The sequence below is a fragment of the Chlorogloeopsis fritschii PCC 6912 genome, from assembly GCF_000317285.1.
Lineage (GTDB): Bacteria > Cyanobacteriota > Cyanobacteriia > Cyanobacteriales > Nostocaceae > Chlorogloeopsis > Chlorogloeopsis fritschii.
This window is the reverse complement of record NZ_AJLN01000116.1, coordinates 538,182-552,182: the sequence shown is the minus strand read 5'-3', so window position 1 is coordinate 552,182 and position 14,001 is coordinate 538,182. Positions and strand designations below refer to the sequence as shown.

The 14,001-nt window shown below is 40.7% G+C and carries 11 protein-coding genes; 1 reads left to right on the top strand and 10 read right to left on the bottom strand.

Going from position 1 to position 14,001, the window contains the following annotated elements:
* Positions 1-38 precede the first annotated feature (38 nt).
* From UYC_RS0126325 to UYC_RS0126280, 10 genes are all read right to left on the bottom strand, one after another.
* Complete coding sequence (locus tag UYC_RS0126325; RefSeq protein WP_016874301.1) at positions 39-1,241, bottom strand: DegT/DnrJ/EryC1/StrS family aminotransferase; 1,203 nt, start codon at positions 1,239-1,241, stop codon at positions 39-41.
* Complete coding sequence (locus UYC_RS0126320; RefSeq protein ID WP_016874302.1) at positions 1,234-2,208, bottom strand: SDR family NAD(P)-dependent oxidoreductase; 975 nt, start codon at positions 2,206-2,208, stop codon at positions 1,234-1,236. The genes UYC_RS0126325 and UYC_RS0126320 overlap by 8 nt, the downstream gene beginning before the upstream one ends.
* Positions 2,198-2,905 (bottom strand): acyltransferase, encoded by a 708-nt coding sequence (locus tag UYC_RS0126315; RefSeq protein WP_016874303.1) that lies wholly within the window; start codon positions 2,903-2,905, stop codon positions 2,198-2,200. Before UYC_RS0126315 ends, UYC_RS0126320 begins: the two co-directional genes overlap by 11 nt.
* Positions 2,898-3,998: a DegT/DnrJ/EryC1/StrS family aminotransferase gene (locus tag UYC_RS0126310; RefSeq protein WP_016874304.1), complete on the bottom strand. Its 1,101-nt coding sequence runs from the start codon at positions 3,996-3,998 to the stop codon at positions 2,898-2,900. The genes UYC_RS0126315 and UYC_RS0126310 overlap by 8 nt, the downstream gene beginning before the upstream one ends.
* Positions 3,995-5,032, bottom strand: a complete 1,038-nt coding sequence (locus UYC_RS0126305; protein WP_016874305.1) for a Gfo/Idh/MocA family protein — start codon at positions 5,030-5,032, stop codon at positions 3,995-3,997. Before UYC_RS0126305 ends, UYC_RS0126310 begins: the two co-directional genes overlap by 4 nt.
* 163 nt (positions 5,033-5,195) lie before the next feature.
* Positions 5,196-5,702, bottom strand: coding sequence for an acyltransferase (locus UYC_RS0126300; protein ID WP_016874306.1), 507 nt, complete (start codon positions 5,700-5,702; stop codon positions 5,196-5,198).
* Between the two features lie 59 nt (positions 5,703-5,761).
* A complete protein-coding gene (locus UYC_RS0126295; protein WP_016874307.1) occupies positions 5,762-7,048 on the bottom strand; it encodes an ABC transporter ATP-binding protein in 1,287 nt (428 codons plus the stop codon).
* 16 nt (positions 7,049-7,064) lie between these two features.
* Positions 7,065-7,907 carry an ABC transporter permease gene (locus tag UYC_RS0126290; RefSeq protein ID WP_016874308.1) on the bottom strand — a complete coding sequence of 281 codons (843 nt, stop codon included), beginning with the start codon at positions 7,905-7,907 and terminating at the stop codon, positions 7,065-7,067.
* Positions 7,908-7,937: 30 nt separating this feature from the next.
* Complete coding sequence (locus UYC_RS0126285) at positions 7,938-8,366, bottom strand: hypothetical protein (protein ID WP_026087437.1); 429 nt, start codon at positions 8,364-8,366, stop codon at positions 7,938-7,940.
* A gap of 139 nt (positions 8,367-8,505) precedes the next feature.
* Positions 8,506-9,831, bottom strand: coding sequence for a glycosyltransferase family 4 protein (locus UYC_RS0126280; RefSeq protein ID WP_016874310.1), 1,326 nt, complete (start codon positions 9,829-9,831; stop codon positions 8,506-8,508).
* Positions 9,832-11,803: 1,972 nt separating this feature from the next.
* Between UYC_RS0126280 and UYC_RS0126275 the strand changes: the two genes are divergently transcribed.
* The gene (locus tag UYC_RS0126275; RefSeq protein ID WP_016874311.1) at positions 11,804-13,990 is read left to right on the top strand and encodes a GumC family protein; all 2,187 of its coding nucleotides are present in this window, start codon (positions 11,804-11,806) and stop codon (positions 13,988-13,990) included.
* Positions 13,991-14,001: the final 11 nt, after the last annotated feature.

Sequence of the window (14,001 nt, the reverse complement as noted above, 5' to 3'; positions counted from 1 at the left end):
ATTTTGCTGAAAGTAACTGATACTAAAGGAATTTTTCTTTAAACCTGACAAGCCATGTTCAAAACTTTTACTACATAGTCTTGTTCCTGCTGAGTCATTTGATGGTACAGGGGTAATACTATAGTATGGTCTTGTGCTTGCTCACTCTCAAACAGGCGATCGCAAGTTCCTTTTGTACAGTGACAATTTTCTTTTTCGCTTCCACACGACCAAGTTTCATGTTCATATGCTACTTCTCGGTGGGCACACATAATCCCCCGGCGTGTAGCTATTCCTGCATCCAGCATTGTCTGCATTACTTGCCGTTGGTCAGATTTTGCAGGTAGCCTGACGCAGTAACTCTGCCAGTTACTTTTTACCCAAGCTGGTTCTGTTGGTAATTTCAATTCAGGCACATCTGCAAGCATTTCCTGATATCTTTGTGCTAAATAACGCCGACGTTCGACAATCTCTGGTAGGCGTTTGAGTTGCTCCCGTCCGACTGCTGCTTGGATATCGGTCATCCGGTAGTTGTAACCTAAAATTGGATAAGACTCAAATATTACCTGTTTTGCACCGTGACGCACGGTGTCCGGAACGCTCATACCATGTTGGCGCCAGAGACGAAATTGCTTGTCCCATTCGGGATTGTTGGTAGTCAGCATTCCACCATCACCAGTGGTAATTACTTTCCGGGGGTGGAAAGAAAAACAAGCAATATCCCCGTGTGGTTTGCCGATTTTCTCCCACTGCCCATCCCAGAGAATTTCACTACCAATAGCACAGGCGGCGTCTTCAATGACTGGCAAATTGTGACTGTGGGCAATCTCCAAGATCGCTTTCAGGTTACAAGGCATCCCCATTTGGTGGACTACCAAAATGGCGCGAGTGCGATCGCTAATCGCATCCTCGATTAAAATTGGATTGATATTATATGTCTGCGGTTCAATATCCACAAATACAGGCGTCGCCCCACAGTAACGAATGCTGTTGGCGGTAGCAATGTAGGAGTGACTAACTGTAATCACCTCATCAGTTGGCTGCACGCCAACTGCCAACAATGCTAAGTGTAAGGCTGTGGTACAATTGGAAACCGCACAGGCGTGTTTTGCCCCTACGTAAGCAGCAAATTCCTGCTCGAAGGCTGCAACTTCTGGCCCCTGCGTGACCCAACCAGATATGATTGCACGTCTTGTTGCCTCTGCCTCTGCTTCCCCCATCCAGGGTTTAGTGATCGGGATATTTTGTATCTTTTCAGACATTAGTTGCTTCCTTTGTCAGCTTTTGTTCGTGCCACCAACTCACTAACCGACGCAATCCCTCTTCTAGAGAAACCTCTGCCTCAAACCCCAAAAGTTTCTTCGCTTTGCTGACATCTGCAAGTCGGCGTTGTACGGGATTGACTTTGCGCTCTGGGCCGTACTCCGGCTGCAAATTTGACCCCATAACCTTAGCCAAACTATAGGCAAGGTCATTCAGGCTGGTTTCAACACCACTAGCAATATTAAACACTTCGTCGGTAACATCTGCTTTCGCAGCTAAGATATTAGCTCTGGCGATATCTTCAATGTATACAAAGTCCATCGTCTGCTTGCCATCACCGAAAATCAATGGAGGTTTACCAGCAGCAATACGATCCATCCAGCGAATCAATACTTCAGTGTAGACACCGTAAATATCCATACGCGGACCGTAAACGTTGAAATAACGTAATGCTACGTAGTTTAAACCGTACATATCATAGAAGCTACGTAACAGACCCTCATTGAAAGTTTTAGCAGCACCGTAGAGAGTGCGGTTATTGTAGGGGTTGTGCGACTCGTCAGTGGGGAAGCTTTCCGCCATCCCGTAAATGGAAGCAGAAGAAGCAGCAACTACTTTTTTCACCTTGGCGTTGACTGCGGCTTCCAAAACATTGAAGGTGCCATCTGCCAATACTTCTAAAGCCAAACGCGGTTCTTCTGCACATTGGGTAATGCGGATTGCTGCTTGGTGAAAGACTACATCCACACCTTGCATCACCTCTTTTAGTAGCTTTTGATCCCGGATGTCGCCTTCTACAATTACCAAAGGGCCATGCTCTTTTGCCCACGCTAGGTTCTCTAAACGTCCGCGCGTAAAGTTATCGAGGACAATAATCTCAGAGACCCCTTCCTTTACCAGTAAATCGGCAATATAGGAACCAACTAAACCTGCACCACCTGTAATTAAAATTCGCTTATTTTGCATTTTCGTTGTTCTCCGATGGTTCGTATCCTTCTCGCCAGCGTAAAAACTTAGCTGGAACACCAGCTACAATGGCAAATGGCGATACATCCTTGGTGACAACTGCTCCGGCTCCGACAATACTGCCTTTGCCAATTGTTACCCCAGGAAGGATCGCTGCGTTCATCCCGATATCGGCTCCGGCTTCAATTCTTACCGATTTTATTTCTAGGTCTGTTTGAATGATGGGAATATCTATTGGCAACCCGGTATGAGTTGATCCCAGTACTTTTGCTCCTGGCCCCCAGCCCACGTAATCTTCAATAATTAAGTCACGGGCATCAAAATAACTCTGCGGCCCAATCCAAACATGGTTACCAATAACACACTTGCCATCGAATCTTCCCTGAAGATAGCTTTGTGAACCAATGAAGACTTGGTTCCCGATTTCAAATGTTTCTAAATGCTTGAAACCTACACCGCTACTAATACGAACGCCGTTGCCAAATCTATTTGCTACTGCACGCCAAATAACTCGCCGCATCAGTGCATCAAAATCTCCATCACCAACAGCAAAGCGGGCGTACAATTCGATTAACCCGTTATTACCGTACTTATGGCGTAAATACTCTGCTAGCCCCAACTCATATTCTGGGTCTAACTTTAATTCTTGCGAACCATGTACAGCTTTGACGATTCTACTCGTAACTTGCTCAAACATCAGACGCTCTCACCACGGCTGCACTAACAATTTTTAGCTGTTCTGGAGAAAGTTCTGCATACATTGGCAGTGAAAGTACTTCATTTGCTGCCAACTCAGAATAAGGAAAGTCACCAGGTTTATATCCTAAATCAGCATAGGCTTGCTGTAAGTGTACGGGAATGGGATAATGAATGCCTGTCTGAACTCCTTGCTCGTTGAGCTTTTGTTGTAGCACATCCCGCTGCGAGTTTCGCACTGCATAAACATGATAAACATGATGGCTGTAGGGCATCACAACGGGAGTTTTTACACCTGATTCTGCCAATAGTTCGTCGTACCTTGCCGCATGGCTTCTACGTGCCTCAGTCCACTGGTCTAAATAGCGTAACTTTACCCGTAATATTGCCCCCTGAATGCCATCCATACGGTAGTTGTAGCCTTTGAGAACATGGTGATACTTGCGTTCCTGCCCCCAGTCGCGTAGCATCCGAATAGTACGGGCGTATTCCGGATTATTTGTAACAACTATGCCTCCCTCTCCGTAAGCTCCTAAGTTCTTTCCAGGGTAAAAACTGAAACAACCTATATCACCTATACTGCCTATCCGTCGACCTTTGTACTCTGCCCCATGAGCTTGTGCCGCATCCTCAATTACAACCAGACCATAACGCTGGGCAATCTCCATGATTGGCTCCATATCCGCTGGTTGACCATATAGATGCACGGGCAAAATGGCCTTAGTTCGTTCGGTGATTGCCTTTTCAATCTGCGTTACATCTATAGTGTATGAAACAGGATCGATATCTACGAAAACAGGCGTAGCACCTGTATAACAAATAGCTGCGGCAGTAGCAACAAAGGTGAAGCTGACGGTAATTACTTCGTCACCGGGGCCAATGCCAGCGGCTAATAGGGCTAGGTGTAAGGCGCTAGTACCTGTATTGACAGCAATGCCAGAATCAGTATCACAGTATGCAGCAAATTCTTCCTCAAAAGCTGCTACCTCTTTCCCCAAGACAAATTGTGTACTTTCAAGGACTTTTAAAATCGCTGTATCAATTTCGTCTTTAATGCTTAAATACTGGCTTTTCAGATCTACGAATGGAATCACGCTGCTACCTCTGCTAAATTTAGTTCTACTAATCGACCATGCTGTTTCATAGACTGGGTAGCAGCTTCAAGGATTCTCACTACCCACAGTCCCGCTTCTCCGTCCGTAATCGGGCGATCGCCTTTTTCAATACAATTGATGAAGTGTAATCCTTCTGTCCGCAGTGCTTCTGTCATGTCCAAATGTGGTGCCCACATATCACCCGCGCGGTAACCAATCAGCATCTGGTACACTTTTTCAGAATTGCCATTGACTGTGATTCCCTTGTCGTAAATCTTTACTTTTTCACTGGGTTCTAAGTCATCGTAAACAATCATGCGTTGACTGCCACCAATCAGTGTCCGACGCACTTTCACAGGTGCCAACCAGTTTACATGAATATGAGCAATCAAGTTGCCATCAAAGAATAAGGTTAAGTAAGCAATATTTTCAGGTTCCCCTGGAACATGACTAATACCTGTAGCAGAAACGGCATAGGGCTTGGATGGCAAAACATAGTCCATAATGGAAAGGTCGTGTACTGCCAGATCCCAAAGGACATTTACATCATGCTGGAATAGTCCTAAATTAACACGTACAGAATCGTAGTAATAAATATCGCCTAGTACGTTGGTGGCAACTAAATCATGCATTTTGCGTACAGCACCAGTATAGACAAAGGTGTGATCCACCATTAACACTAAGTTACGTTTTTCTGCTTCCTCAATTAGCCGCATTGCTTGTTCAGAGGAGACAGTAATCGGCTTTTCTACTAGTACGTGCTTACCAGCTTGCAAGGCAGCCATCGCCAAGTCGAAGTGAGTGGAAACTGGTGTGGCGATCGCAACTGCATCAATTTTAGGATCTGCAAATATATCCCGACAATGTGTTGTCACTTGAATGTTAGGATATCTGGCTTGGGCTTTCGCTAGTAATTCTGGCTTAAAATCGCTAACAGTTTTTACTTTTGCTCCTGGAATTTCAGCAAAATTTCTGACTAAATTTGGCCCCCAGTAGCCATAGCCAATTACACCGATATTAATGTTATTTGTCATTGCCTTTTATTCAGAATTTATCAACTACTAATTGACAATTTTTAGCTTGTTTTCAAAATCAACACCCGTAATTTTTCATCTATCAGAATTACGGGTGTGTTGTGAATATAAATTACTGCTGTGGATAGTTAATGGAAATTTTGATACTACTAATACTGCGATGCTATTTGCTAATTACCATTTCTGGGTTTGAGGTGCGATCGCGTACATCACCAATAACACGTGCAGGTACTCCCACTACAATTGCGTAATCGGGGACATCACAAGTCACTACTGCCCCAGCCCCAATTATAGCTTTTTCCCCAACTGTCACTCCTGCCAAGATAGTGGCATTACTACCAATCGAGGCACGGTATTTCACCCGTGTTTTGACTACATCCCAATCAGAATCTGTCTTCAAGCTACCGTCTTCATTGGTTGCTTGTGGATAAAGGTCATTGGTAAACATCACACCATGACCAATAAACACTTCATCTTCAATAAAGACACCTTCACAAAGAAAGCTGTGTGACGATATTTTACACCTACTTCCTACAATTACATTTTTCTGGATCTCTACAAAGGTACCAATTTTAGTTTCATCACCAATCGTACAACCGTAAAGGTTGACAAGATGGGGATGAAAGATTTTCACATTTGTGCCAAATTTTACGTCATCATTTACTGCCATTCCCGATCTACCTTTTGCTTATTTAAATGTGACATTAAAACTTCTATTTTGAATGTTTATTAAATTTTCTCAGCTATCTGCCAAACTGCATCTTCTAAATAAGTACACTCATCAGCTTGCCATTGATAATCTGGACGCTCAATACTGTGCATCGTAATTTCAAATGGACAAATTTCTCTGAGGTTTTCTAGTAAAGTCTGACTGCTACGCTCAGAGAACCATGTTGTTAAAGTGTACGATCCCATATACAATCTGAGTTTTGGGATATTACATCTAAGGATAAAAGTTCCGGGCTGTTGGCAATATTGAGCTTGGGAATCAAAAGACCAAAAAATACACATAGGCTGCTGCAGATGATTTACAACCTGAAAGGAAAACCTTAGACTTTCATGGGGTTTGCTTATGTGTAATGCAAACTCGAAAGTAATCGGTTTACCCCAGCAGTGAACGCCTTGCTCTTCAGAGGTATGTACGCGTGCCCAAGCTACATAATTACCAGTTTTATTCAAAGGTGCTTGGTAACAAGCATTTTGCTCGGCATCATCTTTATACCCGGTCAAATATAACTGTATTGCTTTGCTGGTATTACCATCAAACTGAACATTACCTTTAGAAAGTAATATGCAACGCTTTGTGAGTTGGGCGATCGCTTGCATACTATGGCTAACAAATAGGACAGTTCGTCCTTCTTTGGTTGCCACATCCCCCATTTTTCCTAAGCACTTCTTTTGAAATGCAGAATCACCCACTGCCAGCACTTCATCTACAATTAAAATTTCTGGTTCCAAGTGGGCAGCGACAGAAAAAGCAAGACGGACATACATCCCCGATGAATAGCGTTTTACAGGCGTATCTAAAAACTTTTCAACTTCTGCAAAGGCAACTATTTCATCAAATTTCTTTTTTATCTCAGTTCTACTCATCCCTAGAATAGAACCGTTGAGATAAATGTTTTCTCTTCCAGTTAGTTCAGGGTGAAATCCCGTACCTACTTCTAAGAGGCTTGCCACCCGTCCTTTGATGGCTATGCGTCCCTGACTTGGTTCAGTAATCCGACTTAAAACCTTTAGGAGTGTAGATTTACCTGCGCCATTGCGTCCAATTACGCCAATGGCTTCACCTTGTTTAATTTCAAAAGAAACATCTTTTAATGCCCAGAATTCTTCACGTGCTGGATTGGGCATTTTATAACCAGAAGGTTTAATAAATTTCTTTGTAATAAACTTCGCTCCATCAGCTAGTACATCCCGCAAAGCTTTGTAACGATAACGACTAGAGTTTTCCTGCTGATGACTGATGACGTATTTTTTACCGAGATTTTCTACATGAATTATGATGTTTGACATTTGCTTTGTTCCTTTACTAAATTACATCAGCAAACGTCCGTTCCATTTTGCGGAAGTACCAAATACCAGTTACCAGCAAAAAGGCAACCAATGCCAGGGACAAAGTGAACCCAGGTAAATACAGTTTTGACTGTCCGCCTAAAATAGCCCAGCGAAAGCCATCAATCACACTCACCATTGGATTCAAAGAATAAAGCAAACGCCATTGTTGAGGCACAATACTGCTGCTAAATCCTACAGGAGATATGTATAATCCAAACTGGACTATAAAAGGTACGACATAACGAAAATCTCGATATTCAACATTTAATGCAGCCAACCATAACCCTGCTCCCATGGCTGCTGCAAATGCAATCACGATAAACAAAGGCAGGGTCAAAATTCGCCAACTAGGTACAAAGTTATACCATGCCATCAGCCCTAGTAGAATCATGCCAGAAACCATAAAGTCTACGAAGCTGACAATCACTGCACTAATAGGCACAACCAGACGTGGAAAGTAGACTTTGGAAATTAGGTTAGCATTCGTAATTAGGCTGTTACTGCATTCACTCAAGGAACTGGAAAAAAATTGCCATGGCAGCATGGCAGCAAACACCAGAATTGGATACGGTGCTCCCTCCGAAGGCAAGTTCGCTATTTTTCCAAACACAACAGTGAATACTACCATTGTTAAAAATGGTCGAATCAGTGCCCAGGCAATACCGATCGCTGTTTGCTTGTAACGCACCAAAATATCACGCCAAGCAAGAAAATAGAAAAGTTCTCGATAACGCCACAAGTCTTTCCAATACTGCCGTTCCGTGCGTCCAGCTTCAATGACTAGCTCCTGTTGGGAGGCAATATCTTGACTACTCATATTATTTATTGAACGATCCCTGCTACTGACCTATCCCACAAACTGAAAATCCTTAAGACCGTTATAACTAACAAGTCGGGCATGTCTGCGAGTGAATTCTCCAACCGATGGATTTCCATGAGGATCTATTACCCCTGTAACCTGCTGCCAAATTTCTTGTGGTGCAAGTGTCACTTTGTAAGTGCGCTCTTCTACCTTGCGAACGTGATACCACTTTGTTTGCTGGCACTGTTCGCACCAAAAAGCTTCTACCCATTCTCCCTCAAGGGGAACTGTTGTCTGGGTTGCAATTAGCATCATTGCATTCAGTCGATTGATACCTCGTTGTTGTAACTGTCCTGCGCGATCAGCATACAACTGATATTTTTGACTGACGCTGTTTAAATGGCATCCATGCACAGGACAATGAATCGCTCGCCGTTTTGAGCGTTTCCGATTACGGCCAGATCTTCTCTGCACTTCGGCCCCCACACTTAAGTTAGAAGGTTGCGTTGGAGGGACTGAGATCAAATGACCGTCGAAGCCCACTCCACAGTTTACAAATAAACAGAAATATTCAATTCAAATCAAGGTATTTTTGGATGTTTGGTGGTCAAAGTCAGTGATGATTTGACTGATTTAAGGCTTTGCTTAAAACATCCAAGTATTGTTGAGAAATAATTTGAGGTGTAAAGTGCGATCGCATATATTTACGCCCCGCTTTACCCATATCCTTTGCTAGTTCTCTATCGTTATTAAGTACACGGATAAACTGAACCAAACTATTACTATCTCCATTTTCAAACGTGCCACCACATCTAGCATCAGCGATTAGCTGTCTTAGATATGAAGTCTTTGAACAGATAACAGCTACTGGGCGGCCAGCTGCTAAAGCTGGGTAGAGCTTACTCGGAGCAACAAGACTTTCCATACCCACATCGACACTAATTAAAGATAGGTCGCAAGCTGTCAGGGAATAAGGTAATACTTCCTTATCTTGATAAGGCAAAAATGTGAGATTACTTAATCCCAATCTTTTCGCATCCTGAAGTAATTGCTCCCGTTTTGCCCCTCCACCGATAAACACAAACTGAATTGGTTCATCTTGGAGTATTTTTGCTGCTTCTAATATGGTGTCCATATCATGACACCGACCCATGTTACCTGAGTAAAGAATAGTAAACTTTTTAGCTAGATTATACTTCAAAGCAAACCAGTTCTCTTGCTTGGTCATGGGTAAAATTAAGTCCGGATCTCCCCAACTATGAATTACAAAAACCTTATCGGCAATTTTGGGACAATGTGTGGTAATCCGTTGTTTCATGGCAGGACTAAGAACCACTAGTGCCTGCGAGTTCTGCCAAACTAATTGATTAACTTTGTGCCAAATCTTTGCTAGCCAATGATCCCGCGAAATCACTCCAAGAGCGATCGCAATATCTGGATAAAGGTCGTAAAGTATGCAGACATAGGGACGCCGGAACAACAGATGAGCTAGATATCCCACAATCGGTAAAAACGGAGGAGCTGTAGTCAGTAATAATAAATTGCTGCGACGGCTGTTTCTGACTACATGGAGTAACGCACGTAAAGTGAAAAGAACTCCATTTACAGCTTTGCCTCGAATCCTCCCAGGCCAAATCTGGGCTGTACGCGATCGCTTCACTAGCACTCGATCTAATCTTTCGACTGCCGGGGCATCAGAAGATTTGAATGCGTATCCTGGTTGACCTGTAAAAACTTCAACCTTTACACCTTGCTGCCCTAATTGCCTCACAAGCTCCTCGATCAGCTGTCCAGTGGCAGCATAATCTGGGGGAAAAAATTGAGTAATTACAGACAAACTAATAGATTTTTCAACTTTTAGAAGTTCCTGAATTTTAGCTTCTGAACTATCAGAGCTAGGCAAAAAAATTTTTTGATTCATCCATTTACTTAGTGCCATCGACTCTCCTGTACTCAGTTCATCCTGTATCCAAGATGCTTATCTAGATGCCGTTGGGAAAACAATAAAGCAACTCCAAGACAAGTTGAAACACTTGTCTTTAGTTTTACGATCTGTTTATTCTCAGTTGAAAATAAGCAGAACAAGTAGAAACAATCTTTAATTAATCCATTCACTTAGTATCATCAACTCATCCTAGATATCTTTAATTAATCCATTCACTTAGTATCATCAACTCATCCTAGATATTTATTCAGAAACCCGTACCACTATTCAAAACAAGAGTGCTATTCTATACAATGTTGTACTCTAAAGCAATTGTTTATTTTTGCATCAAATACACTTACGGTAATTACCAAAGAATATTACAGAGTTAATCTTTCTTGATTACTCTTACTATGAATATTGGTATAAATTTATTTCAAGGTACAACTCATTCCATTCTAAACAGAAATAAGCCTTTATTTTTAAACTTTGAATTTTATACCTTATTCTTCCGTCAAAAACATATTTATCCATATTTAGAATAAATACAAGTATTTTTATTGAAACTTTATGAAAACTTTAAAATTTATTTTGTGGCTATTTTATCTTAAGTTTCTTTTGCTTAGAAAAGTTTTTGCTCAAAATATAAAAGCTTTATAGGTCTAGACTTTTACTAAGTTAAGATTTAAAAAGTATAAAGCTAAGTAGCACTTTGATTGACAATAATAGACAAGCAATAATTGATGAATACCAGCATTAATAAACCAAAGTAATTGCTAATAACTGATAATTATCTAGGTTTTTAGGGCAAAAATTAGGTCAAGATAATATATTATCACCAGAAATAAAGCAATTTCCTTGATTTTTAAAGCTCAATTGTCAAAATTGAGCAGTCGCGTCAAAAGTATTTTTACACCTCTTGGGTTATTTTTTAAACCATCAGTATAAACAGAAATTATAGACTAAAATCATAGACGTAATTCTATTCCCTATCGTAGATTACTAAATTTAACGTGGCTTAGACGAATTAAACAGTATCTGAAGGCAAGGCAGGTAAGCGTCTAAAAGTTAAGCTCATAAAGATGTCTGGTAGCTAGGGTAAAGAACCAGCTTATCCGTAAAAGCAATAAACTACCACAGATCGTCATAAATTCATTAAAATTACCCTATCATTATTTTAAACAAGTCAGTATACTCGAATTGAAATGTTCGTTGTTTGATTTGATTACACCTAACTATACCTAACGTGTACTTAAGTATATATCAAAAGTTTGAAAAATAACTCAGTTTTATCAATAAAGATTTTCTTAATTTTTTGTCATCAAAAAATAACAGATGCTTGTATTGAAAGATACACGTACTTTAAAGCATTAATTATTATGGTATGCAAAATTTCTATGTAAACTAGTACCAAAATCAATAAATCGAATAGAGTATACACAGACACTCATACTCGATAAAAGAATGATTAGTTACAAATTAGAATTAATACTTTGAGTTGTTATTTTTCATTAAATTGTCAAAACTCTATACTTTATTATTGGTATGCCTTAGTTTATAGACTACTTTAGGAATTGAAAAATTAGATGCTTAATAGCTTGATCGAAAATTAGATGCAGTTATATTTCAAGTTATGACCTTAGATAGATGTTTTTGATAAGAAGCCAATAGCAAATTTTCTCTGCAATATCCTCTCCCTTGAGCCTTGAGTAGACCCCTTGCAGCAATAGTGAGAAGATAAACAAAGAACATCTCTAGATCAGAAGAACTTATCAGCTACAAAGAGCGTAAAAACCTTCAACCATGCTGATTTGAAATATTTAGTGAAGTATACTTGTGAAAATGAAGTAATAAGTGCTACATAAATATAACTTTGTAATCACTGCCTCATCTATATATAAATTGATTGCAGTTAGAATTTTAACTGCTAGATAATTAAAAAAATTATACAAACTAGGCTTGTGTAATTACCAAGTTTTACTAAAACATGAATAATCATTCATCTCAACCCTCAAATTCTAGCCATAATCAAAATTTTCTATCGCAACAAATAATTCCTACTCAATCTTTTCCGTGGTTGGAAGAGCAAAGTGATAACTGGAATTTGCGAGATTTCGTTAGCCTTTTAAGACGTCGAGCGCTTGTTGTGGTTGGAGTAGCCACGATTGTAATGGCGTATGTAATCTACTCAACCTCCAAGCAAGAACCAGTATATGAAAGTAGTTTTCGACTGCTAGTAGAACCTCTCAATATCGATAGCAGACAGCTCGTTCTTAACTCTGGTCAAGCTAGTCCAAACTCTAACTCAGGCATTCAGTCTAGTCTAGATTACGACAGTCAAATACAGGTTTTAAAAAGCCCTGGTTTGATGACAAGAATTGTAAGACAGTTGCAAGGCTTTTACCCAGATATCAGTTATGATGCTTTGGTCAATTCCCTGGTGATTACCCGTCTGGGTGAAACAAAGATTATAGAAGTTCGTTACCGAAGTGACGATCCCAAAAAGATAAAATTGGTGTTAGACCAAGTTGCCAGTACTTACTTAAAATACAGCTTAGATCAGCGACAGACAAGTTTGCGCCAAGGGCTAAATTTTGTTGAGAAACAACTCAAAAATGTGCAGGAGCGGGTTGATCATCTCCAAAAAGAGCAGCAAATTTTCCAGCAAAAATATAACTTTGTTGACCCAAATACTCAAGCAAATCTAATCATTACTCAAAGTACTGCCTTGTCTGAGCAGAGACAAACAATTGACCAGCAGTTAGCTACATCTCGCGCTAATTTAGCTAGATTAAAAGCAGAAGAGGGTGAACTGACAGCACTGATAAATGCTCCTTTATATCAGCAGTTACTGGGACAGTTACGTCAATTGGAAGTTCAGATAGCTGGGGAGTCAACTCGTTTACACGAGGAGAACCCAACTATCCAAGCATTAAAAAATAAACGTGAAAGCCTCTTGCCCCTGTTACGCCAAGAGGCACAGCGCTTTATGGGTACAAAATTTGCAGAGGCGATGACTCAAGTTCAAACTCTAGAAGTGCAAAGCCAAGAACTTGCGAAAGCGGAACAGAGGCTTGAAGTAAAACGTAAGCAACTGCCTATATTGATACGACAATACACTGAATTGCAGCGGAAATTACAGGTAGCAGCTGATAGCCTGAATCGTTTTCTCAATACCCGTGAAACTTTGCAAGTTCAAGTAGCACAAGCAGAACTTCCTTGGCAATTAATTCAACCGCCTGCTCAACCTGAAATTCCCGTTTCTCCAGATGTTAGACGTAATCTGATCGCAGGATTTATTGCCAGTTTAATTTTAGGAGTTGGCGTCGCCTTACTTCTAGAAAAAGTAGATAATACTTACCATAGCGTCCATCTTCTTAAAAAGCAGATCAAAGAGCCGTTGCTGGGAGTTCTACCTTTTGAAAATCAACTTCAATCTAGTCAATTTTATACTTCTGTACAAAGAATATTTACAGGGAGTGTACCAGATTCTTTGCCAAGAAATATTCTTGGGTCAATTGCAATCGGCGATCGCACATCCAGCAACTATGGCTCAAAATTTGTAGAGGCTTTACGTGTACTTTATACAAATATTCAACTACTCAGTAGCGATCGCCCGATTCGCTCCATAGTTATTAGTTCAGCTATGAGTGGAGATGGCAAATCAACGGTAGCATTTCATTTAGCTCAGATTGCTTGTGCAATGGGGCAAAGAGTACTACTTGTGGATGCCGATTTGCGCCAACCCATGGTTCATGATCTCTCGAATTTAAAAAATAACTGGGGATTGAGTAATTTAATTACTACCAACTTGCCAGTTACCGAGGCGATCCGAGAAGCGCCTTTTATGAATCAATTATCAGTTCTTACCGCAGGCCCCATACCACCCGATCCGACAAAGTTGCTTTCGTCTGAAAAGATGAAGCGAATGATAGAAGAATTCTACAATAACTATGACTTAGTAATTTATGACACTCCTCCCGTAGTTGGATTAGCTGATGCAAGCTTATTGGCACCCCATACTGATGGCATTTTGATAGTGGTAAGGATGGATAAAACAAACTCTTCTGTACTCAAGCAAGCTTTAGATAGCTTGAGAATGGCAAGAATCAATGTTTTAGGAGTGGTTGGCAACGCTCAAAGAAGTAACTTTGGTGGCAATTACGATTATTAACTTAACTTCCA

What these genes read in the sequence shown, in the direction of transcription:
- UYC_RS0126300 (WP_016874306.1), bottom strand. Translation starts at nt 5,702, where the DNA reads ATGGCAGTAAATGATGACGTAAAATTTGGCACAAATGTGAAAATCTTT.
- UYC_RS0126325 (WP_016874301.1), bottom strand. Translation starts at nt 1,241, where the DNA reads ATGTCTGAAAAGATACAAAATATCCCGATCACTAAACCCTGGATGGGG.
- UYC_RS0126275 (WP_016874311.1), top strand. Translation starts at nt 11,804, where the DNA reads ATGAATAATCATTCATCTCAACCCTCAAATTCTAGCCATAATCAAAAT.
- UYC_RS0126280 (WP_016874310.1), bottom strand. Translation starts at nt 9,831, where the DNA reads ATGGCACTAAGTAAATGGATGAATCAAAAAATTTTTTTGCCTAGCTCT.
- UYC_RS0126315 (WP_016874303.1), bottom strand. Translation starts at nt 2,905, where the DNA reads ATGTTTGAGCAAGTTACGAGTAGAATCGTCAAAGCTGTACATGGTTCG.
- UYC_RS0126290 (WP_016874308.1), bottom strand. Translation starts at nt 7,907, where the DNA reads ATGAGTAGTCAAGATATTGCCTCCCAACAGGAGCTAGTCATTGAAGCT.
- UYC_RS0126295 (WP_016874307.1), bottom strand. Translation starts at nt 7,048, where the DNA reads ATGTCAAACATCATAATTCATGTAGAAAATCTCGGTAAAAAATACGTC.
- UYC_RS0126320 (WP_016874302.1), bottom strand. Translation starts at nt 2,208, where the DNA reads ATGCAAAATAAGCGAATTTTAATTACAGGTGGTGCAGGTTTAGTTGGT.
- UYC_RS0126305 (WP_016874305.1), bottom strand. Translation starts at nt 5,032, where the DNA reads ATGACAAATAACATTAATATCGGTGTAATTGGCTATGGCTACTGGGGG.